The organism is Burkholderia sp. Bp9012, from assembly GCF_003853825.1.
Lineage (GTDB): Bacteria > Pseudomonadota > Gammaproteobacteria > Burkholderiales > Burkholderiaceae > Burkholderia > Burkholderia diffusa.
The window spans coordinates 21,919-48,295 of record NZ_QTQA01000006.1 but is presented as its reverse complement, the minus strand read 5'-3'; the positions used below and the strand labels follow the sequence as shown (position 1 = coordinate 48,295).

The following is a 26,377-nucleotide window of genomic DNA, read 5'->3' as shown; positions in this document are numbered from 1 at the left end:
TGGAGCGCTGCCGGCCGGCCCGCTCGTGTGTGCGGGCGGCCGGTGGCGGAACGACGTCATGGCGTCATGCCGGCAGGCGGATGACGCTCGCGTCCTTGCGGATCAGCAGCGACGACGCGAGCATCTGCTTGCACTGGTGCGCGAGCACCTTCAGGTCGTGCGTGAGCTCGGCGCCGACCGCGTCGGATTTTTCCGCGGACACGACCATCGCGTCGAGGTCGCGGGTGATCTGCTTCGTCGCGTCGAGCTGGTCGGCCGGCGGCGGTTCGCCGGCTTCTGCCTTCTCGAGGTTCTCGAGCACGGCGGACAGGCCGCGGCGCAACGCATCGTCGTGGACGATGTTCTCGTCGGCCGCACACGCGCTCCGGATCAGTGGCGCGGCGGCGGTGATCTGCGCACCGAGCACGTGGGTCTGCACGAGCAGGTCGTTCAGCTCCGGCACGAAGCGCTGGTGCGCCTTCGGCTCGATCATCATCCGCTGGAACGCCTGGCCGAGGTTCGCGAACGCGATGTGCACGTCCTTGCGCGCGAGGCGATAGCGGTAGTCGTCGTCGAGGGCGGCGGCCGGCGTCTCGATTGCCGCCGCGACGACCGGCACGACCGCCGCGCCGTCGGCGGCCGGCACGGGCGGCGGCGACACGCCGCGCCCGGCGCGCCACACTGCTTCGAAATACCTGCGTGTCGAGGTCAGCATGTCGGTGACGAGCTTGCCCATCAGCCGGTATTCCCAGTAAGGGAACAGGCGGCTCGCTGCAATCGCGATCATGCAGCCGACCACCGTGTCGATCGCGCGCTCGCCGATGATCCTCATGCTGCCCGGCGCGAGCAGGTGGAACATCAGCAGCACGTAAGACGACGTGAACACGACGCTCGCCGCGTAGTTGAACAGCAGCAGGCTGTAGCTCATCACCATCGACCCGAACATGATTGCGATCAGCAGGTGCGGTTCCTTGACCGTGTAGATCAGCGCGATGCTCGCCGCGCAGCCGATCAGCGTGCCGACGATACGCTGCGCGTTACGCTGCTTGGTGAGCGAGTAGCCGGGCTTCAGGATGATGATGGTCGTCATCACGATCCAGTAGGCATTCGTGAGCGGTAGCAGCCGGCCGAGCCAGAAGCCGACCGCGACCGCGATCGTCACGCGCAGCGCGTGGCGAAAGCTCGGCGAGCGCATGTTCAGGTTCGAGAAGATCAGGAGCGGCGACATCCGGCGCCGCTGCAGGAAGCGCGTGAGCGCCTTGTCGATCTTCAGTTCGGTCTGCTGCGGATCGGCATGGCCCGACAGGTTGCGGCGCATCCGGTCGATCAGGCGCGTCGCGCTCCAGATGCGGCGGAAGGTCGCGAGCACGGCTGCGTAGGCTTCCGCGTTGGTGGCCGGGAAGTTCTTCTTGCGCATCAGCTCGATCTCGTACTCGATCGCGCGCAGTTCGGCCTTCACGCTGATCCGCGAATGCGGCGCGCGATTCTCGAGCACCGCGAGGCCGATTTCCTCGAGGTCGCGGGCCGCCTTGTGGATCAGGTCGCGATAGAAAATGATCAGGTCGGAGCCGCCGAACGTGTTGCGCACGAGCGGGTAGTCGGTGTGCGCGCCGACGAACAGCTCGTGCAGGTCGACGCTGTTGATGAACAGGTTGTACATCATCGTGCGGCCGGCGTCGAGCTTGCCGCGGCGCAGCTTCGGCAGGTTGCGCAGCACGATGTCGCGCGCGGTTTCCTGGGTTTCGACCGCGGTGATCTGCTTCGCGACGAGATTGCGATAGCACTCGTCGAGATCGGCATCGAGATCGTAGAATTGCGCACGGGCGAGCAGGTAGTCGGCGCATGCGAACAGGCTTTCGGCGAGCGCCTGCTGTTCGATCCGGCGCGCCTGCCATTGCGACACGAGCGTCGCCCAGTACGTGTACCAGAGGCCGCCGGCGAGAATCCAGCCGGCATTGACGAACGCTTGCAGCGGCGTGAAATTCTCCTCGAGCGTCATCACCATCATGAACAGCGTCGCGAAGCTGATCTGCGGCCAGCGGTTGCCGTAGACGACGATCAGCGACAGCACGAACGTGAGCGGCACGATCGTCAGCCACAGCGCGAAGATGTTCGGCGTGGCGAGGCCGGTCGCGAGCGCGGCCAGGAAGCCGATCACGCTGCACGCGAGCATTTCGTTGTGCTTGTACTTCAGCGGGCCAGGCATGTCGACGACGCACGCGCCGAGCGCACCGGTCGAGATCGTGAAGCCGAGCTCCCGGTTGTGAAACACGATCAGGCACAGCACGGCCGGCAGCGATACGCCGACCGCGATCCGCAGGCCGCCGAAAAAGTACTGGCTGTAGAAAAACTTTCTGATTTCGACCGAATAGCGCATCGATGGGCTGAATGACAGACGAAGACGCCCCGGGGCGTCGTAATGACTGGCGACGAGTCTATCGTATTTCGCTGTCCGCAAAACCTGGCCTTTCGGACGAGGTTCGCCGCGACGGCCCTTTTGCTATCCTTGGTGCTCCCGTTCGCACGGCCTGGCCGGCGCGAGGCTCCGACACCCGCTTCATGCTCCATCTCTTCTATTCGAACCGTCACGAAACGCTGGCCGACGCGCTGCTCGACGACCTGGCCGCGTTCCCGGCCCGCAACGGCCCGTGGGCGCCGCAACAGGTCATCGTACCGAGCGCGGCGCTTCGCCGCCGTCTGGAACTCGACATCGCCGCGCGCCACGGCGTGTGCGCGAACGTCGAGTTCACGTATCTCGCGCAGTGGCTGTGGGCGCAGATCGGCCGCGTGCTGACGGTGCCCGCGCGCTCGCCGTTCGCACCCGATCGCCTCGTGTGGCGCTGCTACCGGCTGTTCGCACAGGGCGCGGGCAGCGCGCCGTGGCTCGCGTCGCCACGGCTGGCTGCGTATCTGTCGGCGTCCGACGACGCGATGCGCTACGAGCTCGCACAGCGCGTCGCGGCCGTGCTCGATCATTACCTGACCTATCGGCCCGAATGGCTGGCCGCATGGCAGGCCGGCGAGTCGGTGCTCGCGGGCGACGCCGCGCCGCGCGGAATCAGCGATGCCGCACGGGACGACGAGCACTGGCAGGCGGCGCTGTGGCGTGCGCTGCTCGCGGAGCTGAGCGACAGCGGCACGCCACCCGCGCATCGCTTCCTCGTGGAGGCGCGCAACCTCGATCTCGAGACCGTCGCGCGTGCCGACTGGCCGGAATCGGTCAGCGTGTTCGCGCTGCCGACGATGCCGCCGCTGCACGTCGCGTTGCTGCGGGAGCTGTCGCGCTGGATCGACGTGCGCGTCTATGCGCTCAATCCGTGCCGCGAATTCTGGTTCGACATCGTCACCGCCGCGCATGCCGAAGCGCTCGATGCGGCCGGCCGGCTCGACTATCAGGAAGTCGGCCATCCCCTGCTCGCGGAGTGGGGCCGGCAGACGCAGGCGCAGCTGCACATGCTGCACGAACTGACTGAAAGCGCCGCGTCAGGCGATGCGTCGCGTTTCGTCGGGAATCCCGCGCCGACCTGGCTCGCGCGCGTGCAGAACGCCATCCTCGACCTGCAACCGGAGGCCGAGCTCGGCGAAGCGCCGGCCGAGCGCGGGATCGAGGTGCACGTGTGCCACAGCCTCGCGCGCCAGCTCGAGGTGCTGCATGACCGCCTGCTCGCGTGGTTCGATGCGGACGCGACACTGCAGCCGTCCGATGTGCTCGTGGCGGTCGCCGATCTCGCGGCGGCCGGGCCACTGATCGATGCCGTGTTCGGAACGGCGGGCGCCGGCGGCGCGCGCGTGCCTTACCGGATCACCGGCCTGCCGCCGTCGCAGGCGAACCCGGTCGCGCGCGTGCTGCTGGAATGGCTCGCGTTGCCGGAGCGGCAGGTCGGCGCGCCTGAGTTGGTCGAATGGCTGCGCGTCGACGCGGTGGCGGCCCGTTACGGCATCGACGCAACCGCGCTCGAGACGGTTCAGACCTGGCTCGCGGCCGCAGGCGCGCGGCGCGGGCTGTCGCCGACGGTGAGCGACGATGCGGCGGTGCCTGCGCCGCGCCATACGTTTTCCGATGCGCTCGCGCGGCTCTTCCTCGGCTATGCGATGCCCGAAGGCGCGGCACCGGTCGGCGCGTGGCTGCCGATCGAGGCGGCGACCGGCAGCGAGGCCGAACTGCTCGGCCGGCTCGCGCGCTTCACGGACGATCTCGACGGCTTCTCGCGACGACTCGCCGACGCGCACACGCCGCGCGCCTGGAGCGAACTGTTCGCCGACACGCTCGCGCGGTTCTTCGACTCGGGTGCCGCGTATGCCGATGCGCTGTCGGGTGTGCGCGACGCGCTCGACGCGATGCTCGCCGCGATGACGGAAGGCGCGCCCGACGAAGCCTTGCCCGCGGCCGTCGTACGCGCGGGGCTGGCAGCCGCGCTCGACGATCCGGCGCGCGGCGGGGTGCCGTGGGGCGGCGTCACGTTCTCGTCGCTGACGAGCCTGCGCGGGCTGCCATACCGCGTCGTGTGCCTGCTCGGCATGGACGACGGCGTGCTGCCGAGCCTCGCTCGCGCGGACGAGTTCGACCTGATGGCCGTGTTGCCGAAGCTCGGCGACCGGCAGCGCCGCGATGACGAACGCAACCTGTTCCTCGACCTGCTGCTCGCCGCGCGCGACCGGCTGCTGATTGCCTACACGGGGCGCAGCATTCGCGACAACGCGCCGTTGCCGCCCGCGGCGCTCGTCGACGAATTGCTCGACCATCTCGCGCTCGTCACGGCCGGCGCGGACGCCCCGCCGGACGCTGTCGATGCCGCGCGGCGCGCGTTCGTCGTCGAACATCCGCTGCAACCGTTCGCGGCCGAGTATTTCCGGCCCGGCAGCGAACTGGCTTCGTACGACGCCGAGCGCGCGACGCTCGCGGCACTGCTGGCAGCCGAAGCCGCACGCGATGCCACGCAAGAGCAGCCGTTCTTCGCGCAACCGCTGCCGGCCGAGCCGGTCGAGCCCGTCGCGTTCAGCGAATTCGAGCGTTTCTGGCGGCATCCGGCCCGCGCGCTGCTGCGCGCGCGGCTCGGCATCGTGCTGGCCGACGCGCAGGCCGAACTGCTCGATACGGAGCCGTTCGCACTCGACTTCGCGGGCAGCGACGCGCTCGCCGAGCGCGTGCTGCCGCTTCTGATCGAATCGGATGAAGGCGGCGTGCACGATCACGCGCTGCGTATCGCGGACGCCAGCCCGGAGCTGCCGGGCGGCGCGACAGGCGCCGTCTGGCGCGATCAGGCGCTCGGCTCGATGACGCAGCTTGCGTCGAACGTGCGGCGTGCGCTGGCCGACGGCATGGAACGGCGGCCATTCACGCTCGTGATCGCGCCTGCATGGCCCGACACCGAACAGGCGCTGTTCGGTGCCGATGACGCGATGCTGTCGGGCGATGCGGTGGGCGCGCCGCTCGAGTTGCACGGCACGCTGAACCGGCTGACGCCGGCGGGCCAGATCATCTATCGCTATGCACGGCCGAGCGCGCGCGACTACCTGTCCGCGTGGCTCGCGCACCTCGTCTACTGCGCGGTGGCGCCCGACGGCCCGCGCCGCACACTGTGGTTCGGCAGCGGCGGCGCGTTCGAACTCACGCCGGTCGCGGCACCGCTCGAGCGCCTCGCGCCGCTCGCCGCGCTGTTTCGCGCGGGGCGGCGCATGCCGCTGCGGTTCTTCCCGCGCAGTGCGTGGGCGCGCATTTCCGACGGCGAGGCGAAGGCCGCGAGCGTCTGGATCAACGAGCGCGTGGTGAGCGAAGCCGACGATCCGGCGATCGCGATCGCGTGGCGCGGCGCGCATCCGTCGCTCGACGAGCCGTTCGGCACGCTCGCCCGGCTCGTGTTCGAGCCGATGCTGGAACATCTGAAGGAGGTCGCATGAGCGCCGCATCCCAGCTGCAGGCGGCGCTCGAACTCGACGTGTTCGCGTGTCCGCTCGACGGCGTCAACCAGATCGAGGCGTCGGCCGGTACCGGCAAGACTTGGAACATTTGCGCGCTTTACGTGCGCCTGCTGCTGGAGAAGGATCTCGGCGCGGACGAAATCCTCGTCGTGACCTTCACGAAGGCGGCGACGGCCGAACTGCACGAGCGGATCCGCGGGCGGCTGGCGCAACTCGCGCATGCGCTCGATACCGATGACGACGGCGGCGATCCGTTCGTCGCGCGCCTGCTCGAGACGACGCTCGGCGAAGCCGGCGCGCTCGACCCCGAGACCGCCGCGAAGCGGATCCGGCGAGCGCTGCGCTCATTCGACCAAGCGGCGATCCACACGATCCACGCGTTCTGCCAGCGCGCGCTGCAGGAGGCGCCGTTCGCGGCCGCGATGCCGTTCGCGTTCGAGATGCAGGCCGACGATGCGGCGCTGCGCTTCGAGCTCGCGGCGGACTTCTGGCGCACGCGCGTCGAGCCGATGGCCGCGCGCTGGCCCGGCTTCGCGACGTGGCTCGTCGATTCGGGCGCGGGCCCGGCCGCGCTCGACGCCCAGCTCGCGCGGCGGCTGAAGAAGCCGCTCGCCGCGCTGCGCTGGGACGGCGTCGTCGAACCGGACGCATCGGCGGAGGCCGCTGCCGTCGAATGCTTCGCGGAGGCCGCGCGGATGTGGGCCGACGATCGGGATGCGATCGACGCATTGCTGCGCACCGCGCAGCCCGTGCTCAATCAGCGTTCGCACAAGCCCGACGCGGTTGCCGATGCGCTCGGCGCGTGGTCCGCGCATTTCGCGCAAGGCAACGCGGCTGCCGCGATACCGAAGGCGGCGCTCAAGCTCACCCGCACCGCGCTCGCGAAGGCGACGAAAAAGGGCGGCGCGACCCCCGAACACCCGTTCTTCGACGTGGCCGACGCGCTCGAAGCGGCGGTGGCCGCCGCCGAGGCCGCGCAACGCGCGCGCTGGCTCGCGCTGGTCGCCGACTGGCTCGACACAGCGCCGGGCGAGCTGGCCGAACGCAAGCGTACGCGCCGCGTCGTGTCGTTCGACGATCTGCTGGCGAACCTGTATCACGCGTTGCACGCGCATCCGTGGCTCGCCGAGACGCTGCGCGCGCGCTATCCGGCCGCGCTGATCGACGAATTCCAGGATACGGACCCGCTGCAGTTCGCGATCTTCAACAGGATCTTCGCACCGGGCGGGCCGCTCTTTCTCGTCGGCGATCCGAAGCAGGCCATTTACAGCTTCCGCGCGGCGGATCTGCATACGTATCTCGCCGCGCGGGCAAGCGCGAGCGCGTGCTACACGCTCGCGGTCAACCAGCGCTCGACACCGGCGATCGTCGATGCGTGCAACCGCTTCTTCATGTCGAACCCGCGTGCGTTCGTGCTCGACGGGCTCGACTATTACGCGGTGCGCGCCGGCACGCGCGTGCGCGCACCATTCGTCGACGGAACCGATCCTGGCCCATCCGGCGATTTCCGGATCTGGGCGCTCCCCGGCGGCGACGGCACGCTGCTCAAGCGCGACGCGCAGGCACAGGCCGCCCAGGCGTGTGCGGCCGAGATCGCCCGGCTGATGCGCGGCGCGCGCGAAGGACATGTGCGGCTCGGCGATACGCCGCTGTCGCCGGGCGACGTCGCGGTGCTGGTGCAGACGCACCGGCAGGGCAGCCTCGTGAAACGCGTGCTCGCCACGTGGGGCATCGGCAGCGTCGAGCTCGCGCAGGCGTCCGTGTTTTCGACCGGCGATGCGGAGCAGCTCGAGCGCGTGCTTGCGGCGATCGATGCACCGGGCGACCTGCGGCGCTTGCGTGCGGCGCTGGCCGCCGACTGGTTCGGCCTCGATGCGGGGGCGCTGTGGCGGATGGAGCAGGGCGACGGCGATGTGTCGCGCGCAGCGGCCGACAGTGCGGACGCGATGAGCTGGGTCGAGCGCTTCTCGCGCTATCGGCTGTTGTGGCGCGAACGCGGCTTCGCGGTGATGTGGCGCACGTTCACGCGCGAGCTGCGGATCGCCGAGCGGCTGATGGCCGGCGCCGACGGCGAACGCCGCGTGACCGACATCAACCACCTGGCCGAATTGACGCAGGCGCGTGCGTCCGCGCAGCCGGGCATCGCGCCGACGCTGCGCTGGCTCGCCGCGCAACGGCTCGACGGCGGCGGCGAGGAAGCGCAACTGCGTCTCGAATCCGATCGCAACCTCGTGCAGATCGTGACCGTGCATAAGTCAAAGGGCCTCGAATATGCGGTCGTGTTCTGTCCGTTCCTGAACGACGGGGGGCTGCGCGAGCCGCCCGCGTCGGCGCTACCCGACGCGCGCGAGTATCACGACGATGCGGGCGACGCCGTGCTGCATTACGGGTGCGACGACGAAGCAGCCGAGCATGCCGCGCGCCAGGCGTTGCGCGAACAGGCGGCGGAACGCGCGCGGCTCGTCTACGTGGCGCTCACGCGCGCGGTCTATCGGTGCTATCTCGTCGCCGGGCCTTATCTGTCGTCGCGCTCGACCCGCGAGGCGCGGCGCAGCGTGCTGAACTGGCTCGTGGCCGGGGCTGGCCAGTCGTTCGACGCGTGGCTCGACGAGCCGCCCGACGAGGCGGCGCTCGACGCCGCGTGGCAAGCGCTCGCGGGCGGGCCCGTGAGCGTTGCACCGTTGCCGTTGCCGGCGCGCCGTGAGCGGCTGGCTGCCGGCCACGATGCATCGCAGACGCTCGCCGCACGCCATGCGACGCGCGTGCTGCGCGACGCGTGGCGGATGGCGAGCTTCAGTTCGCTGACCGCGTCGATGGCGCGCGAGGAGGCGGGCGTCGCGGTCGTGCCGGACGACGATCTGCGGCCCGATCACGATGCGCTTGCCGCTGTCGCGCCGGACGGCGCGCTGGCCGTGGCCGACACCGTCGCGGTCGAGGTCGAGCCGCCGGACGACGATATCCTCATGTTTCCGCGCGGCGCGGCAGCGGGCGAGTGTCTGCACCGCCTGTTCGAACTCAGCCAATTCACCGAGCCCGATTCGTGGCACCAGGCGGCGCTCGGCGCGCTGCATGACCGGCCAGTCGAGGCCGAGCCCGAACTCGCGACGCGTCTGCCCGCGATGATGGCGCGGCTCGTCGACGATGTCGTGCGCACGGAGCTCGTGCCGGGCATGCGGCTCGCGGATCTCGATCCCGCCAAGCGGCTCGACGAAATGGGTTTCCTGTTCCCGGCGCCATCGCTCGAGCTGGGCGCGCTGCGTCGGCTGCTGGTCGCGCACGGCTATCCGGACGTTGCGCTGGACGCGGGCGTGCTCGCCGGTTTCATCAAGGGTTTCATCGACATGATCGTCGAACACGACGGCCGCTTCTGGATCGTCGACTGGAAGTCGAACCATCTCGGCAATACGCCGGACGCTTACGGCCCGCGTGCGCTCGACGTCGCGATGGCCAATCACGCCTATCACCTGCAGGCGCTGCTCTATACGGTTGCGCTGCATCGCTATTTGCGCGGGCGGCTGCCCGACTATGACTACGACACGCATATCGCGGGCTATCTGTACCTGTTCGTGCGTGGGGTGCGGCCGGACTGGCGCAGTGCCGGCGAACCGGCCGGCGTGCATGCGCGGCGGCCCGCGCGCGAACTCGTCGACGCGCTCGACCGGATGATGGAAGGGGGCCGCGCATGAACGTGTCCGACGATACGCTCGAATTCACCGGCGGCCTCGTTGCGCGCCTGCCCGAGCCGGCTGATTTCGGCATCGCGCTCGCGGAAGGATTCGCGCGGCGCATCGGCGACCTGTCGCGCCGCGCGGGTGCGCCGGCCGCGGCTGCGCGCTGGGCGGCGCGTGCCGCGTTTGCGACGAGCCGGGCGACCGCGGGCGGCCACGTATGCGTGTCGCTCGGCGCGCTCGCGCAGCGCTACGAGGAACCGGTCGACGACGTGCGCGCGGCGCTTGCCGCGAGCGGCGTGGTGGCCTTCGGCACGCTCGCGCGCGGCGACGAGCGGCCGCTGATCGTCGACCGGCACGACCATCTGTATCTGTCGCGTTATTTCGACTACGAACGTCGGCTCGCCGATGCGCTCGTCGCGCAGGCCGGCGTCGCCGCACCGGGCGACGTGCTGTCGCCCGACCGGTTGCGCGACAGTCTCGTCCGTTACTTCGGGCCCGCGACGGGCGAAGTGGACTGGCAGCGCGTCGCGGCGATCGTTGCGCTGACAGGACGCGTGACGATCGTCAGCGGCGGCCCCGGCACCGGCAAGACGACGACCGTCGTCGGCGTGCTGGCTTGTTTGCTCGACGCGCAGCCGGGATTGCGCATCGCGCTGGCGGCACCCACCGGCAAGGCTGCGCAGCGGATGCAGGAAGCGCTGCACGCGCGGGCGGGCGACCTGCCGCCGGAACTTGCCGCGCGCCTGCCCGAGACGTCGTACACGCTGCATCGCCTGCTCGGCGGCGGCGGGGCGGCGGGCTTCCGCCATCATCGCGACAATCCGTTGCCGTACGACCTGATCGTGGTCGACGAGGCGTCGATGATCGACGTCGCGCTCGCCGCGCATCTGCTCGATGCGCTCGCGCCGGGCGCCCGGCTCGTGCTGCTCGGCGACAAGGATCAGCTTGCTGCGGTCGAGGCCGGCGCCGTGTTCGCCGAACTCAGCGCCCGGCCGACGTTCACCGCCGCTGCGCGCACGCGCATCGCGGATGCGCTCGGGATCGACGAAGCGGCTTTCGTCGCGGCTTTGCCGGTGCCGGACGGCGAGGCGGCGGGGGTGGTTGCTGTTGCGGCCCAACCCCCGGCGTCCGCGCCATTGTCGGCGAACGGGGCGCGCAAGCCATCGGCGCGGCGCAACGTGGATACGCGCCAGGCGTCGTTGTTCGATGACGACCCGCAGGACGAAGTGGTTTCCCCGGCGGCTTCGTCGTCACCTGCACCCGCCGGCCTCGAAGGCACCTCCGTAGCCACCGATCCTGCATGGATCGAAGCCGACGAACTCGCGTGGCTCGACGCGGTCGAGCTCGCGCCGATCGATCCGGCCCATGCGGGAGGGGCGGCAACACGGGTGTCGACCACTGCAACGCGAGCCGATGACATCGCCGCCCCGTCACCCGCACCGCTCGCAGACTGCGTCGTGTGGCTCGAACGCAATTACCGCTTCGGTCTCGATTCGCCAATCGGCCGCCTGTCGCTCGCGATCCGCCGCGGCGACGTGCAGGGCGCGCTCGACGCGTTGCCGGCTGACGATGCCGCTGCCGCGTCGTTTCACGACGACACGGGCGAGACGCTTGCGGCGTCGACGGTCGAGCGGCTCGCGCGCCGGTTCGGTGCGTACATCGATGCGTTGCGCACCGCGTTGTCCGGGCCGCAGCCCGATCCGTTGCCGTTGTTCGATGCGCTCAACCGCTTCCGGATCCTGTGCGCGACGCGCACCGGCTCACGCGGCGCCGAGCACGTCAATGCACTGGTGGCCACGCACGTGCGGCATGCCGTGCGCGTGCCGCTCGCGGTCGGCGCACACTGGTTCACCGGGCGGCCGATCATGGTGACGCGCAATGACTATGCGCTCGGGCTGTTCAACGGCGACATAGGCATCGCGTTGCCGGACGCGCACGGCGTGCTGCGCGTATGGTTCCGCCGCGCGGACGGCACCGCGCGCGCCGTGTCGCCCGCGGCGCTGCCGCCGCATGAGACGGCGTTTGCGCTGACCGTCCACAAGTCGCAGGGCTCCGAATTCGACGAGGCCGCGCTCGTGCTGCCGGCGTCGTTCAGCCGTGTGCTCACGCGCGAACTCGTCTACACCGCCGTCACGCGTGCGCGCACGCGCGTGCAGGTGATCGGCCCGCGGCGCGTGCTGGCGCAGGCAGTCGCGACACGTACGCAACGCGATTCGGGCCTCGCGGCCCGCGTCGACGAGGCGCTCGCGCGGCGCCGCAAGGAGACGTCGCGATGATGATCCGCTACACGCTCGATCCGGCCGAAGTCGAATGGACTGCCGTGCGCGCGCAGGGTGCCGGCGGCCAGAACGTCAACAAGGTGTCGAGCGCGATTCACCTGCGTTTCGACATCCGCGCGTCGTCGCTGCCGCCCGTCATCAAGGAACGGCTTCTCGCGCTGTCCGACCAGCGCATCACGCGCGACGGCATCGTCGTGATCAAGTCACAGGAATACCGCACCCAGGAGAAAAACCGCGACGCAGCACTCGCGCGGCTCGATGCGTTGATCGGCAGCGTCGCGTACACGCCGCGTGCGCGGGTCGCGACACGGCCGACACGCGCATCGAAGGAGCGGCGGCTCGAACACAAGTCGCGCCGCAGCGTGGTGAAGTCCGGAAGAGGGAAGGTGATCGACTGACGAAAGAAAAGGCCGACCGGCCGGCATGGCGGGCGGCGTCGTGCGGCAATACGCGCTACCGCATCACGGTGCCCGCACTGTCGAGCACGAAGTCGACGCAGAACACGACGAGACGGTTTTGCGCGCGAATCGCGACGGCTGCGGTGTAGCAATCGCGGCCTTCGGTCAGCGAGAAGTGCGGACCCATTAGCGCGACGCGCCCTGGTGCCGCGATCGCGCGCTGGAAGTACGGTCGCCGCGACCAGTTGCTGTGCGTCTCCGGGAACAGCGGCGAGAGCCGCGTGCCGCTCGTCTGGCCGTCCTCGGGACGCGCGCCGATCGACGGCAGGAACTGTTCGCCGATCTCGTCCGTGACGAACACCCGGCGCGCGGCCGGCACCACGAATACGCGCTGCGCGGCGTCCTGCAGGCTGCCGCTCGCGGAAAATGCGGCCGCGCCGGCGAGCACGAGCCGCTCGATCGCGTCGAAGCCTGGCTGCTCGGCGATCGCTGGCGTATGCCGACGGGCGATAAAGCGTTGCCACGCGGCGTCGAGCATCGCGGGCGCCGCGGCGCTCGCGTGCGCGATCGACGCATCGGGCTGGCCGAACTGGAAGCCCTGGACGAAATCGATATCGGCCTCCATCAGCGTCTGCAGCGCATCGTCGCTTTCGACACCCTCGGCGAGCACCATCGCGCCGGCCTGATGGAGCATCGATACCAGGTGATGCATGATGCGGCGATCGTCGGCCGACGCGTTCGCGCGTTCGACGAGCGATCGATCGAGCTTGACGATATCGGGCCGTGCGCGCCACACGCGGTCGAAATTCGAGAACCCGGTGCCGAAATCGTCGATCGCGATCAGGAAGTCCCGATGCTGGATCATGTCGATCGTGCGGGCGAGCGCGGCTTCATCGCGCGCCGGCTGCTCGACGACTTCCAGCACGATGCGGTTCGGCGGCAGCGCGAAATGACGGCACAGCGCCTCGACGAATTCGCGCTGCACGAGGCCCGAATCGAGCACGCGCGGCGTCACGTTCAGGAACAGCCAGCCGTCGCCGATGCCTTGCGCAACGAAGTTCGCCGTATGCAGGCAGCGAGCGAGCCGGTCGAGCAGCAACGCGTCGGCAGCGGCACGCGTCCTGTCGAACAGCGCGACCGGCGAAACCAGCGTGCCGTTCTCGTCCACGACGCGCAGTAGCGCTTCATAGCCGACCACGCGCTTGTGCGTGATCGACAGCACGGGTTGAAACACACTGCGCAGCGTCGTCTCGCGATACGTGGCGATCCAGCCGCTGGGCGTCGGCGTGAGGCGTTCGAGCAGGGAATCGAGCGAGAGGTCGCGGGAGGGCTTCATGTCAACGATGCCCTGGGGCGATCGGGGGGCGGTATCGTGCGCGCCACGCAGAAACCGTCGCACGCACAGGTGGACGCGAGAGAACGTGGTGCATCGTAACCGCCTTCTGCGGATGAGTGATCCGAGTGTAACGGGAATGGCGCGGCGCGCGTATCAGGGTAACTCCAGACGCAAACGCTACACCGACGGCTGGACGGGGCATTCCGCCCGGGAGCGCGACACGCAAGGGCCACCGGTCGCGTATGCGGCGACAGCGTCGCGTGTGCCGCGTGCATCGCGTGCGAAGAATCCGGGAGAGCGGGAGAGCGGCAAAGCCGGGCGGCTGCATCGGCATCAGGCGAAACTCGACATGCGCCGTCGCGCACCGGCCGACGCGCGGCGCTCGAGGATCGGCGGCCGGCGCGTCGCGGGGAGCCCGCACCGGCGGGGTGCCGGCCCTGCCCGCCGCTCAGGCCGCTTCGCCGCCGCGTGGGCGGAGCCCGGGAATCCGCTTGATCACGCCGGTGGCAAGCGCGGTGCCGACGAGCACGATCGCGCAGCCTTCGATCATCACGACCGATACGTGTTCGCCGAGGAACAGCGCGCCCCATAGCAGGCCGAACACCGGGATCACGAACGTCACCGTAATCGCGCGGGCCGGGCCGACATGCGCGATCAGGTAGAAGAAGATGAAATACGCGATCCCCGTGCAGGCGATGCCGAGCGCGAGCACGGCGCCCCATGCATGCGCGCCGACGGCTGCCGCGGGCCAGGTCGCGATCGCGAACGGCAGCAGCAGCACGGTCGAGCCGATCATGCTGCCGGTCGCGTTGACGAGCGGATCGACGCCGCTGAGCGTGCGTTTCGTGTAGTTGGCCGCGATGCCGTACAGCAGCGTCGCGCCGAGCGCGGCGGCGGCGGCGAGCGCGGTCGCGTTGGCGCCGGTGCTGCCGTGCGCGTTCGCGATCTGATCCCACACGAGCGTGAGGACGCCGGCAAAGCCGATCACGAGGCCGAGCGCGCGCGGCAGCGACAGCTTGTCCTTCAGCCAAACATAGGCGACGAGCGCGCCCCACAGCGGCGTCGTCGCGTTGATCACCGACGTCACGCCGGCCGACAGCGTCAGTTCGGCGAACGCGAACAGGCAGAACGGGATGCCCGAGTTCAGCGCGCCAACGACGAACAACGGCCACGCGCGACGGCGTAGCTGCGCGCCGAGCTCGGCGGGCTTGAAGCGCGTCAGCGCGAAGCCTGCGAGAAACAGCGCGCCGATTCCCACGCGCAGCGCCATCAGCGGCGCGACACCGAAGTCGGCGACGCCGATCCGGATGAACAGGAACGACGCGCCCCACAGGGCAGCGAGGACGGTCAGCAGAAAGGCGTTCTTGGGTGACATCGAGCGTGGCGGGCGAGGGGACGGGATGCGGAGAATCTTACACCGCGCTCCCGTGCCGTCGTTTCACGATCGGATGAAACGGCAAGAACCGGGAAATGCGCTCGCCCCCGACGCGAACCGGCCGGACGGCCGGCCTGGGCGGCCGTTCAATGATGGCGCCAGCCGCCGCGTCCACCGAAGCCGAAATTGAGCGACACCGCGGGGCCCCAGTAGCCACCCCAGGCCGGGGCATAGGCGGGGGCCGGATAGTAGTACGCGGGGCCCGGATCGACATAGACGGGCGCGGGCTGCACCGGCGCCGCCGTGTAATAGCCGGACGGATAGTAGCCGTAAGGGTAGTAACAGCCGGCGAGCGTCGTGCACGCGAGCGCCGCGGCGACGAGGGTCCTGTTCATGATGTCTCTCCGGCGGAGCCGGCAATCGGCAGATGCTTAAAGCTTAGGCCGCCCGGGGATGACAAGATGCGCTAAACGGTAACGGATCATTTCCGGGCCGCTGCGGCGTGTTGCGGCGCCGCATGTGAAAAACGGCGTTTCCGCCGTGCGGAAACGCCGTCAGGCCGGAGCTTGCCGCGCGCCGCGCGGCAGCCGGATAAGCCGGCCGGCTTATTTGCCGACCTGGTTGCCGATGATGCCGCCGGCTGCCGCGCCGCCCAGCGTCGACAGCGCGTTGCCGCCGATCGCCGCGCCGGCGACGCCGCCGACACCCGCACCAATCGCGGTATCGCGCTGGCGTCGTGTCATCGAATCACAGGCCGAGAGGCTGGCCACCGTCGCGACGAGCAGCGCGCATACCCCAAAACGCCGAATCGAATGGTTCATGATCGTTGTCCTTGTGGTAGTGAACGGAGGTCGCGCGACCGCCTGACGGCCGCGCATGCAATCAATCTACGCGTCGTTCCGCGCGGCGGTTGTAAGGACTTGTTAAGGCTCGAGCGGTTTCGTAATCAATTGTTTCCCGTGCGCCGGCGGGTACACGGGATGCGTGCGCGGGATGCGTGCGCGCAAAAAAGCCCGCTCGAAAGCGGGCTTTCTGCCGTGCTTCACGAAGCGAAGCGGTCCGTGCGGACCGCCGCGTTCGCTTGCCGACTTACTGACGGTGATAGATCTCGGCGCCGGTCTTCACGAACTCGACCGCCTTGACTTCCATCCCCTTCTTCAGCGCCTCGGTTTCCGACACGCCCTGCTGCGCCGCGAACTCGCGCACGTCCTGCGTGATCTTCATCGAGCAGAAGTGCGGGCCGCACATCGAGCAGAAGTGCGCGACCTTCGCCGAATCCTTCGGCAGCGTCTCGTCGTGGAATTCGCGCGCCTTGTCCGGGTCGAGGCCGATGTTGAACTGGTCTTCCCAGCGGAACTCGAAACGTGCCTTCGACAGCGCGTTGTCGCGCACCTGCGCGCCGGGGTGACCCTTGGCCAGGTCGGCCGCGTGCGCGGCGAGCTTGTACGTGATGATCCCTTCCTTCACGTCGTCCTTGTTCGGCAGCCCGAGGTGCTCCTTCGGCGTCACGTAGCACAGCATCGCGGTGCCGAACCAGCCGATCATCGCGGCGCCGATGCCCGACGTGATGTGGTCGTAGCCCGGTGCGATGTCGGTGGTCAGCGGCCCGAGCGTATAGAACGGCGCTTCCTTGCACCAGTCGAGCTGGAGATCCATGTTCTCCTTGATCAACTGCATCGGCACGTGGCCGGGGCCTTCGATCATCACCTGCACGTCGTGCTTCCACGCGATCTGCGTGAGCTCGCCGAGCGTCTTCAGTTCGCCGAGCTGCGCTTCGTCGTTCGCGTCGTAGATCGAGCCGGGACGCAGGCCGTCACCGAGGGAGAAGCTCACGTCGTACGCCTTCATGATCTCGCAGATCTCTTCGAAGTGTTCGTACAGGAAGCTTTCCTTGTGATGCGCGAGGCACCACTTCGCCATGATCGAGCCGCCGCGCGACACGATGCCCGTCATCCGGTTCGCGGTGAGCGGCACGTACTGCAGGCGCACGCCCGCGTGGATCGTGAAGTAGTCGACACCTTGCTCGGCCTGTTCGATCAGCGTGTCGCGGAAGATTTCCCAGGTCAGGTCCTCCGCCTTGCCGTTGACCTTTTCGAGCGCCTGGTAGATCGGCACCGTGCCGATCGGCACCGGGCTGTTGCGGATGATCCACTCGCGCGTTTCGTGGATGTGCTTGCCGGTCGACAGGTCCATCACCGTGTCGCCGCCCCAGCGGATCGCCCACGTCATCTTGTCGACTTCCTCGCCGATCGACGACGTGACGGCCGAGTTGCCGATGTTCGCGTTGATCTTCACGAGGAAGTTGCGGCCGATGATCATCGGCTCGGATTCCGGGTGGTTGATGTTCGCGGGGATGATCGCGCGGCCGCGCGCGACTTCGTCACGCACGAACTCGGGGGTGATCTCGGCGAGCGCGTTCGCGCCGAAGGCCGCGGCACCGAACGCCTGGCCCGGGTGCTGGCGGCCCATCATCGCGGCGAGCTTCGCGCCGTTCGGGCCGCTCGACTTCAGGCTCTCGATGTACTCGGCGCGGCGCTGGTTCTCGCGGATCGCGATGTATTCCATTTCCGGCGTGATGATGCCCTGGCGCGCGTAGTGCATCTGCGTGACGTTCTTGCCGGCTTGCGCGCGGCGCGGGTTGCGGTGCAGGCCCGGGAAACGCAGGTCGGCGGTGGCCGGGTCGGCCGCGCGCTCGAGGCCGTACCGGCTCGACAGGCCGTCGAGCACCTCGGTGTCGCCGCGCGCTTCGATCCAGCGCTGGCGCAGTGCCGGCAGGCCGGCGCGGATGTCGATCTTCGCGTCCGGATCGGTGTAGGGGCCCGACGTGTCGTACACGTAGATCGGCGGGTTCTTTTCGCCGCCGAAGCCGGTCGGGGTGTCGGCCTGCGTGATTTCACGCATCGGCACGCGGATGTCGGGCTGCGAGCCGGTTACATAAACCTTTCGCGAATTGGGCAGCGGGGCGACGGCAGCGGCGTCGACATGGGCGTCCGCGGACAGAAACTTCGGATTGGCGTTCATGCAATCTCCTGTGTGAGCGCCGGACAGGCGCCACGGCGCTTGCCCGGAGCCCTTGACGAATGTGGGGCTCGAGCTAAGCAGGAGACGAGGCTTGGTGAGGCGGCGGATTTCGTCAGAAGGATGGCGGCGAAATCCGTACGCTTCCCTGCGCTGGCATTATCCAGATCAGGTTCAAAGGGTATTTCTCACCCGCAATGCCGGTTGTTTGACCGAACGCATTGCAGGACCCCCGCGTTAGCAGCGCACACGATACACTGGCTTCGCGGCGGTTTCAACCGGTGGCAGATCGGTTGCCGCGGTGCAGTTGCAGCATTGCGGGCGGCGCGCCAGCCGCGCCAGCCGCGCAAGCCGCGATGCATGACACCGCCGCACGGCCCTGCAGAGCGGCTGACAACGACGGCGCGGCGCAGCATTGCGGCACTTCTGGCAGCCCCAAAAAAATATTTTCGAAACGGCTGTCATATCCCGCGACGTCCTCCGTCTATTCGTCTCCTCAAACCCATGTTTCGGAGAGATGTCATGAAAAAAGTACTGATCGCAGCGTGTGTCGCCGGTTTCGCCATGGCCGCAACGGGTGCGTATGCGCAGAACGACGCGATGTCGAAGGAAGGCTCGTCGATGTCGAAGGATGCGATGGGCCACGACGCGATGGCGAAGGATGGGGCGATGAAGAAAGGCGCCATGAAGAAGCACGCGATGAAGAAGGACGCGATGTCGCACGACGCGATGGGCAAGTCGATGTCGGGCGACAAGATGGCACCGTCGAACTGACCGACGCGGGCGGGGCGCGGCCCGCGCATGCGGTACACGAGGCCGCCCGCGCATCGCGCACCGCCGCAACGTTTCGGGAGTCTTCATCATGCAAACCGTTCCCGCTGCCGGGCGCACGGCAGCCACGCCGCCCGCCCGCAAGATTCATCCGCTGTGGGTGCGCGTGAGCCACTGGCTCAACGCGCTCGCGGCGATCCTGATGGCACTGTCCGGCTGGCGCATCTACGATGCGTCGCCGATCTATCCGCCGTTCACGTTCGCGCACGGCATCACGCTCGGCGGCTGGCTGGGCGGCGCGCTCCAATGGCATTTCGCGGCGATGTGGCTGCTGGTCTGCAACGGGCTGTTCTACCTCGCGATGTCGATCGCGACGGGCCGCCTCGCGCGCAAGATGCTGCCCGTCACGCCGGCGTCGATATGGCGCGACGTGCGCGCGGCGCTGGGCGGCCGGTTGTCGCACGACGACCTGAGCGTCTACAACGCGGTGCAGCGTGCCGCATACCTGACCGCGATCGTCGATCTGATCGTGCTGGTGCTGTCGGGGCTCACGATCTGGAAGTCCGTGCAGTTTCCGCTGCTGCGCGAGTTGTTCGGCGGTTACGACAACGCGCGCGTCGTGCACTTCTGGGCGATGTCGCTGCTCGTCGCATTTTTCGTCGTACACGTCGCGATGGCGCTGCTGGTGCCGCGCTCGCTGCTCGCGATGCTGCGCGGTCGCTGACCCGCACGCCGCAGGCGAAGGAACCCATCATGTCGGAATCCGGAAACAACCGCGGTCAGCCGAGCTGGACGCTCGACCGCAAGTCGCTCGAGCTCGATGTGCGCCGCGAACTCGAGATGCCGTCGCGGCGCCTCTTCAACCGGCGCGTGCTGACGCTCGGCGGCCTGACGATGCTGACCGGCTGCACGCTGCAGGACGACGCATCGGTCAACGCGTTCCTCGAGAAGGTGTCGCGCATGAACGATCGCGTGCAGGCCTGGCTGTTCAGCGGCGAGCGGCTCGCGCCGACCTATACCGAGGCCGACATCACGCGGCCGTTCCCGTTCAACGCGTATTACGGCATCGACGACGTGCCGCACGTCGACGCGTCGACGTACCAGCTCGTGCTGTCGGGCCGGGTGACGGGCAAGCGCGTGTGGACGCTCGACGAGCTGTATGCGCTGCCGCACGCGGAGCAGATCACGCGGCACATCTGCGTGGAAGGGTGGAGCGCGATCGGCCGCTGGGGCGGCACGCCGTTCGGCGCGTTTCTGGCACGCGTCGGCGCCGATACGCACGCGAAATACGTCGGCTTCAAATGCGCGGACGATTACTACGAAAGCATCGACATGCCGACCGCGCTGCATCCGCAGACGCTGCTCGCATTCGACTACGACGGCCGTCGCCTGCCGCCCGAATTCGGCTTTCCGATGAAGCTGCGGATGCCGACCAAGCTCGGCTACAAGAATCCGAAGCACATCATGGAAATCTTCGTGACCGATACCTACCCGGGCGGCTACTGGGTCGATCAGGGGTACAACTGGTTCGGCGGATCGTGAGCGGCGGGGCGCGGCCCCGCACCGCCGTGCTTCACGGGTGCTTCACGGGTGCGTCAGGCGGATTCGCGTACCTGCAGATCGACGCGCAGGCCGACCGCCGCCGCCATGTTCACGAGCGCGTCGAACTCGAACCGGTTGATCTTGCCGCGCAGCAGGTCGGACCCGCGCGGCTGAGTGACATCCAGCTGCTTCGCGGCTTCGGCCGGCTGGCCCTCGCTGGCGTCACGGACATGCGTATCGCATCCGTCGGTCATCGTTTCTTCCCGATCGTCAACGCACGATAGCGCCGTGCGGCCCGCGCGACGTCCGCGCAGCGCATATCCGGCCCCGGATTCCCGTTCGTCCGGATGCCGAAAAATGTCGCGCCGAAACGTCAGTCGATATCCTTTCAGACGGGTCCGATGATGCTTTCGAATCCTTGATGCCATAATGCCGAGCGTGCGCGGCCAAAGCCGTCTGCGCGCGTGTTTTCGACCCTCTGCCGCCGCTTGCCGGTCCTTATTCGTCGCCGTTCGCACTGCCATGTCGTTCCGCACGTTCGTCTCCGCCTTCCTGGTCCCGTCAGGGCCGTTTGCCGGCATTGCCGGCGTCTTTCAGCGGAGCACGCGACACGTCGTGCGGGCGAGCTGAACGATGACGCCGCTCGACCGCCTCCTCGATTTCCTCGCCCGCCTGCCGATCCGGATCCGCCTGCCGCAAAGCCGCGGCGGCCGTGTCGCTCTGGCCCTGGTATTCATCTATTTCGTCTGGGGCTCGACCTACAGCGGCCTGCATTTCGCGCTGCAGTCGTTCCCGCCGCTGCTGCTGTCGGGGCTGCGCAACCTGCTCGGCGGGATCGGTCTGTTCATCTTCGCGCTGCGTCGCAAGCCCGAATGGCCGACGCTGCTGGAAATCCGCAATTCGGCGATCGTCGGCACGATGCTGGTCGCGCTGTCGTCCGGCACCATTGCGCTCGGGATGCGCACGGTCAGCAGCGGCTCGGCCGCGGTGATGGTCGCGACCGTGCCGCTTTTCGCGACCGTGATCGCGGCGGTGGCCGGGCGTCCGGTGACGAAGGGCGAGTGGGCGGCCGTCGCGCTCGGGATGGTCGGCATCGTCGTGCTGAATTCGGGCGGCGCGGCCGCCGCGAACTCGGCGCTCGGCACGATCTGCGTGCTCGCCGGCGCGCTGTTCTGGGCGGGCGGCGCGCATCTCGCGACGCGGCTCAAGCTGCCGTCGGACCTGTTTCTGTCGACATCGCTGCAGATCGGCCTGGGCGGGTTGATGTCCACGATCGCCGCGTGGCTGATGGGCGAGCGCATCGAGCAGGTCGCGGTCGGTCCGGTGTTCGCGTTCGTCTACCTGATGGTGTTCTGCACGATGGCCGCGTACGTCGCGTACGGCTACCTGATTCGCCATACGAGCCCGATCATCGCGAGCAGCTGCATGTACGTGAACCCGATCGTCGCGGTCGCGCTCGGCGCGCTGATGCTCGGCGAGCCCGTGACGACGGCGACCGTGGTCGCGACCGTCGCGATTCTCGGCAGCGTCGGGCTGTCGTTCGTGTTCGATCCCGCGCGCCGGCCCGCGGCGCGCGCGGCGGCCGACGCTTCATCGGCCGCGGCAACCGTGGCCGTCGAATCAGCGGCGGGTGCGGCGTCCGCACCGGATCAGGCCGCGATGCCGGACCCGGCACCGATCCTCGCGCCTTCCGCGGTATCGCTTGCGGTGCCGGTACCGGCTGCCGTCGTGGACCCGGCCGCGGTCATGGATCCCGCCCCGGCATTCACGCTTCCACCGGCCGACGAACCGGCCGCGTCTCGCGCCGACGCGTGACGCCGGCGCGCGGGGCGGCGTTCAGCCGCGCCGTGCGCCGCGATGGTGGGACCAGCCGGCGAGCGCGGCAAACAGCAGGCCGGCCGCGCACATGCCGGTCCAGCCGAACGCGTGCCACGCGGCGACGCCGGCCGACGAGCCGAGCGCGCCGCCAATGAAGTAGCACACCATGTACACGGTGTTCACGCGGCTGCGCGCCTCGGGCTTCAGCGCATAGATGCGCGACTGGTTCGAGATCTGCGCGGCCTGCACGCCGACATCCAGCACGATCACGCCGATCACGAGCCCGACGAGGCTCGTCCCCGACAGCGCGAAAATCACGAACGACGCCGCGAGCAGTGCGATCGCGAGCGAGATGATCGCGCGCGGGCCGCGCTTGTCCGCGAAACGTCCCGCGTATGGCGCGGCCAGCGCACCCGCCGCGCCGACGATCCCGAAGAGACCTGCGGCCTGCGGGCCGAGGTGGAACGGCGCGCCGGCGAGCAGCAGCGTGAGCACCGGCCAGAACGCGCTGAACGCGGCGAACAGCGCGGCGCCGGTCAGCGATGCCTCGCGCAGCCCGCGCAGTTCGACCACGAGGTGCCACATCGAACCGAGCAGCTTGCCGTACGGCAGCGTCGACGTCGGCGAACTGCGCGGCAGTCGCAGCACGATCACCGCGGCCAGCGCGACGAGCGCTGCGACCGATGCACCGAACACCGCCCGCCAGCCGAAATATTCGGCGACGAAGCCGGCCGCCGTGCGCGCCAGCAGGATGCCGAGCAGCAGGCCGCTCATCACGGTGCCGACCGCATGCCCGCGCTCGGCCGGCGGCGCGATTTCGGCCGCGAACGGCACGGCCTGCTGCGCGATCGTCGCGAGCACGCCGATCGCGAGGCTCGCGCCGGCGAGCACCGCCAGCGATTGCGCGGTCGCGGCCACGATCAGCGCGATCGACAGGCCCGCGATCTGCATCAGGATCAGCCCGCGGCGATCGAAACGGTCGCCGAGCGGCGCGAGCAGGAACATGCCGGCCGCGTAGCCGAGCTGCGTCGCGGTCGGCACCGCGCCGATCCATGACGCGCCGTCGGGAAAGGCCGAGCGAAAGCTGTCGAGTAGCGGCTGGTTGTAATAGATGTTCGCGACCGATACGCCCGCGATCGTCGCGAGCAGCAACAGCAGGCTGCGCGAATAGTGGGGCGAGGCGGCGTCGGTCGGACGGTCGGTGGACATGGCGGCAACGGAACGAAGTTGGGCGGCTGGGCGCGGGGCACGGCGTCGGCCGCGCGCCGATCGAGGGTGCCGATCATACCGGAGCACGGTGAATCCTGCCGGCCGTGCCGCCAGGCGATCGGGCGGCACGGCCAGGGCGTGACGGGCCGCTTTCCGTCGCTATCGGTCGCTATCGGTCGCGATCCGCCGAACGGGCCGCGACCGCCCGCAGCCGCCCGTCATCGCGAGCGACGCGCGCCTTCAGTCGACCAGTTCGCCGCTCGGTTCATAGAACGGATAAGGCCCGTCGCCTTCGTCCACGTACACGTGATGGGACATCATTCCCCCTTCCGGCGTATGCACGTGGACCGCGAACGCGGGCGGCTCGAGCCGGAACGCAGACGGGGCGTCCGCGCGCAGGTCGAACGCGACCTGGTGCGCGGGCGCCGGCACGGCCGACGCAAGCGTGCCGCCGAAGCGCGTGAACATCGTCCGGTGCACGTGGCCGCACAGCACGCGTTCCACGTTCGGATGGCCGCGCAGCAGCGCATCGAGTTTCGCGGCGGCGGCGGGCGCGAGGCGCAGCGCGTCCATGTGCCCGATCCCGGATGCGAACGGTGGATGGTGCAGCGCGACGATCACCGGCCGGTCGCGCGCGGCGTCGAGCTGCGCGGCGAGCCACGCGAGCCGCGCGTCGCACAGGTCGCCGTGGCTGGCGCCGGGCACCTGCGAATCGAGCGCGAGCACGCGCACGGCGCCGACGTCGAGTGCGTACTGCACGAATTCGCCGTCCTGCAATTCGGGGCGATCGGCGAACGCGCGGCGCAGCCCCGCGCGATCGTCGTGATTGCCGACCATCAGGTAATAGGGAATCTCGAGCGGCGCGAGCAGGTCACGCAGATGGCGGTATTCGTCGTCGTGGCCGAAGTCGGTCAGGTCGCCCGTGACGAGCACCGCGTCGGGACGCGGCACCAGCGCGTTCAGCCTCGCGATGCAGCGCGCGAGCGCGGCGGCGGTGTCGACGCGCCGGTACGCGAGCTGGCCCGGACGCTTGATGTGGAGATCGCTGATTTGAGCAAGCAGCATCGTCGTTCCTCGGAATGTCTGGTTATCGTTGGGCGGTGTTACTCACGCGGCGAGTGCGATCAGGCCCTCCGCCGCGATCGTGAGGCCGACCGCCGTGCCGCGCGCGAGCTCGATGCGGCCCGGCACGTCGATGACGAGCGCGTCGGGCGCCGCATGCTCGATCGTGAGCCGCGTGCGCTCGCCAAGGAACGCGCACGCGCCGATCGCGCCGCGCAGCGGCGCATGCGCGGGATCGGCGAGCTGCGCATCCTCCGGGCGGAAGAACCACTCGTCGGCGGCGTGCGGCGTGACGATCGAGCCGCCGGTCGTCACGAGCGCGCCGTCCCGCCATTGTCCCGCAAGCCGGTTCAGCGTGCCGATGAACTGCGCGACCGTGCGGTTCGCCGGCCGGTAATAGATGTCGCGCGGCGTGCCGATCTGCTCGATGCGGCCCGCGCCCATCACGACGATCCGGTCGCCGAGCTCCATCGCCTCGGCCTGGTCGTGCGTGACGTACACGGTCGTTACACCGAGGTCGCGCAGCAGCGTATTCATCTCGCGGCGCAGCACGTCGCGCAGCTTCGCGTCGAGCGCGGTCAGCGGCTCGTCGAGCAGCAGCACGCGCGGGCGCACCGCGAGCGCGCGCGCCAGCGCGACACGCTGGCGCTGGCCGCCCGACAACTGATCGACCGGTTTGTCCGCATGCGCGTCGAGCCGCATCATCGCGAGCAATTCGTCGACGCGTTCGCGCAGCGCGCGCGGCTGCGTCTTGCGGATCTTCAGTCCGTAGCCGACGTTGCCGCGCACCGTCAGGTTCGGGAACAGCGCGTAGTTCTGGAACACCATGCCGACCTGGCGGCGCTCGATCGGAAGCGCGGTCACGTCGTCGCCGCCGAACAGGATCGTGCCGCCGGCGTCCGGCGTGTCGAGGCCGGCGATAAGGCGCAACGTCGTCGTCTTGCCGCAGCCCGACGGGCCGAGCAGCACGAGCGTCTCGCCCGCGCCGATCGACAGGTCGAGCGGTTCGAGCACGCGCGTGCCGCGGAACGTCTTCGCGCAGCGGGTCAGGGTGATGGGAGTGGAATCGAGTTTCATGGGAGCGGGAAAGTCAACGCAGGGTCAGCGCGGGCGACGCTTCAGCGCGCGCGTGCCGGACGGATCGACGCCGAGCCACTGCATCGCGACGAGAAGCGGCAGCGTCATCAGCAGGAACACGATCGTGTAGGCGCTGCCGACCTCGAGGCGCAGCGATGCGTAGGTGTCGGCGAGCCCGACGGGCAGCGTCTTCGTGTCGGGCGTATGCAGCATCCACGTCAGGTTGAATTCGCCGATCGACAGCGTGAGCACCGCGAGCGCGCCCGCGACGATGCCGGGGCGCAGGTTCGGCAGCACGATCGTGACGAAGCGCGTGACGAACGACGCGCCGAGGCTCGCCGCGCCTTCCTCGAGCGTGCACAGGTCGGCACCGGCGGCAACCGCCGCGACCGCGCGCACCATGAACGGCAGCGTGAACACGACGTGGCCGACGACGATGAACCACAGGCTCATCCGGAACGCGGTGAAGCCGCCGTACACGACCAGCAGCGCGAGCGCCGAGGCGAGGCCCGGCAGCGCGACCGGCAGCACGAGCGCTTCCTCGATCACGCGGGCGACGCGGTTCTTGCTGCGTGCGAGCGCATAGCCGGCCGGCACGCCGACGACGAGCACGATCGCGAGCGTCGCGAACGCGACGCCGAGCGACAGCGCGACCGAACCCTGGTATTGCTGCCATACCTGTTCGAGCCAGCGCAGCGTGAGGCCGCTCGACAGCCCGCGGAAATAGTTGACGGTGAGGCCCGCGAGCACCGACATCACGACGGGCACGATCAGGAACGCGCATAGCAGCAGCGTGACGCCCCATTGCAGCGCGGCGATCGCACGCGCGCCCGACACGCGCGGCGCGCGCCGTGCGGCGCCGTGCGCATGCGACGGGGCGGGTGCCGGCGACGGCGCCGACGAACCGGAAAGCGATTGCATGA

Annotated in this window: 18 protein-coding genes, 1 pseudogene and 1 riboswitch; of the genes and pseudogenes, 8 read left to right on the top strand and 11 right to left on the bottom strand. The window is 69.2% G+C overall.

The features are described 5' to 3' along the window. Nucleotides 1–64 precede the first annotated feature (64 nt). Nucleotides 65–2,356 carry an FUSC family membrane protein gene (locus DIE11_RS09800; protein WP_124623214.1) on the bottom strand — a complete coding sequence of 764 codons (2,292 nt, stop codon included), beginning with the start codon at nt 2,354–2,356 and terminating at the stop codon, nt 65–67. Between the two features lie 182 nt (nt 2,357–2,538). On the opposite strand from DIE11_RS09800, the gene recC reads away from it, so the two are divergent. From recC to arfB, 4 genes are read left to right on the top strand one after another with little or no spacing between them, the layout of a single operon-like run. Then, nucleotides 2,539–5,877 (top strand): exodeoxyribonuclease V subunit gamma, encoded by a 3,339-nt coding sequence (gene recC / locus DIE11_RS09795; RefSeq protein WP_124623212.1) that lies wholly within the window; start codon nt 2,539–2,541, stop codon nt 5,875–5,877. Then, complete coding sequence (gene recB, locus DIE11_RS09790) at nt 5,874–9,584, top strand: exodeoxyribonuclease V subunit beta (RefSeq protein WP_124623210.1); 3,711 nt, start codon at nt 5,874–5,876, stop codon at nt 9,582–9,584. The genes recC and recB overlap by 4 nt, the downstream gene beginning before the upstream one ends. After that, nucleotides 9,581–11,845 (top strand): AAA family ATPase, encoded by a 2,265-nt coding sequence (locus tag DIE11_RS09785; protein WP_124623208.1) that lies wholly within the window; start codon nt 9,581–9,583, stop codon nt 11,843–11,845. The genes recB and DIE11_RS09785 overlap by 4 nt, the downstream gene beginning before the upstream one ends. Continuing rightward, nucleotides 11,842–12,246 carry an alternative ribosome rescue aminoacyl-tRNA hydrolase ArfB gene (gene arfB, locus DIE11_RS09780; protein WP_059603429.1) on the top strand — a complete coding sequence of 135 codons (405 nt, stop codon included), beginning with the start codon at nt 11,842–11,844 and terminating at the stop codon, nt 12,244–12,246. Before DIE11_RS09785 ends, arfB begins: the two co-directional genes overlap by 4 nt. Nucleotides 12,247–12,301: 55 nt before the next feature. Here arfB and DIE11_RS09775 read toward each other — a convergent pair whose 3' ends face one another. The 5 genes from DIE11_RS09775 to thiC all read right to left on the bottom strand — a co-directional run bounded on the left by DIE11_RS09775 (nt 12,302) and on the right by thiC (nt 17,978). Then, nucleotides 12,302–13,582, bottom strand: a complete 1,281-nt coding sequence (locus DIE11_RS09775; protein WP_059603432.1) for an EAL domain-containing protein — start codon at nt 13,580–13,582, stop codon at nt 12,302–12,304. A 448-nt stretch (nt 13,583–14,030) separates the two neighbouring features. Then, complete coding sequence (locus DIE11_RS09765) at nt 14,031–14,957, bottom strand: DMT family transporter (protein ID WP_124623206.1); 927 nt, start codon at nt 14,955–14,957, stop codon at nt 14,031–14,033. A gap of 146 nt (nt 14,958–15,103) precedes the next feature. Next, nucleotides 15,104–15,352, bottom strand: a complete 249-nt coding sequence (locus DIE11_RS09760; RefSeq protein WP_059603438.1) for a hypothetical protein — start codon at nt 15,350–15,352, stop codon at nt 15,104–15,106. Between the two features lie 210 nt (nt 15,353–15,562). Continuing rightward, nucleotides 15,563–15,778, bottom strand: a complete 216-nt coding sequence (locus DIE11_RS09755) for a glycine zipper 2TM domain-containing protein (protein ID WP_059449419.1) — start codon at nt 15,776–15,778, stop codon at nt 15,563–15,565. 268 nt (nt 15,779–16,046) lie between these two features. Next, entirely contained in the window at nt 16,047–17,978 is a 1,932-nt protein-coding gene (gene thiC, locus DIE11_RS09750) for a phosphomethylpyrimidine synthase ThiC (protein WP_059603441.1), read from the bottom strand. Between the two features lie 124 nt (nt 17,979–18,102). After that, nucleotides 18,103–18,219: riboswitch (TPP riboswitch) on the bottom strand. A gap of 278 nt (nt 18,220–18,497) precedes the next feature. Between thiC and DIE11_RS09745 the strand changes: the two genes are divergently transcribed. The 3 genes from DIE11_RS09745 to DIE11_RS09735 all read left to right on the top strand — a co-directional run bounded on the left by DIE11_RS09745 (nt 18,498) and on the right by DIE11_RS09735 (nt 20,288). Then, nucleotides 18,498–18,749, top strand: coding sequence for a pentapeptide MXKDX repeat protein (locus DIE11_RS09745; protein WP_059603444.1), 252 nt, complete (start codon nt 18,498–18,500; stop codon nt 18,747–18,749). An 88-nt stretch (nt 18,750–18,837) separates the two neighbouring features. Then, entirely contained in the window at nt 18,838–19,470 is a 633-nt protein-coding gene (locus DIE11_RS09740; RefSeq protein WP_124623204.1) for a cytochrome b/b6 domain-containing protein, read from the top strand. 29 nt (nt 19,471–19,499) lie between these two features. Further along, nucleotides 19,500–20,288, top strand: a complete 789-nt coding sequence (locus DIE11_RS09735) for a molybdopterin-dependent oxidoreductase (RefSeq protein WP_059603447.1) — start codon at nt 19,500–19,502, stop codon at nt 20,286–20,288. Nucleotides 20,289–20,341: 53 nt separating this feature from the next. Here DIE11_RS09735 and DIE11_RS09730 read toward each other — a convergent pair. Continuing rightward, a pseudogene (locus DIE11_RS09730) lies at nt 20,342–20,506 on the bottom strand (XRE family transcriptional regulator); the annotation flags it as partial. A 415-nt stretch (nt 20,507–20,921) separates the two neighbouring features. Between DIE11_RS09730 and DIE11_RS09720 the strand changes: the two are divergent. Continuing rightward, complete coding sequence (locus DIE11_RS09720) at nt 20,922–22,103, top strand: EamA family transporter (protein WP_059603453.1); 1,182 nt, start codon at nt 20,922–20,924, stop codon at nt 22,101–22,103. 21 nt (nt 22,104–22,124) lie between these two features. Here DIE11_RS09720 and DIE11_RS09715 read toward each other — a convergent pair whose 3' ends face one another. From DIE11_RS09715 to DIE11_RS09700, 4 genes are all read right to left on the bottom strand, one after another. Further along, nucleotides 22,125–23,315: an MFS transporter gene (locus DIE11_RS09715; protein WP_124623200.1), complete on the bottom strand. Its 1,191-nt coding sequence runs from the start codon at nt 23,313–23,315 to the stop codon at nt 22,125–22,127. Nucleotides 23,316–23,555: 240 nt separating this feature from the next. Beyond that, nucleotides 23,556–24,380 (bottom strand): phosphodiesterase, encoded by an 825-nt coding sequence (locus tag DIE11_RS09710; protein WP_124623199.1) that lies wholly within the window; start codon nt 24,378–24,380, stop codon nt 23,556–23,558. A 42-nt stretch (nt 24,381–24,422) separates the two neighbouring features. Continuing rightward, a complete protein-coding gene (locus tag DIE11_RS09705; protein ID WP_124623196.1) occupies nt 24,423–25,454 on the bottom strand; it encodes an ABC transporter ATP-binding protein in 1,032 nt (343 codons plus the stop codon). Between the two features lie 24 nt (nt 25,455–25,478). Beyond that, entirely contained in the window at nt 25,479–26,375 is an 897-nt protein-coding gene (locus DIE11_RS09700) for an ABC transporter permease (RefSeq protein ID WP_124623195.1), read from the bottom strand. Between the last annotated feature and the right edge of the window lie 2 nt (nt 26,376–26,377).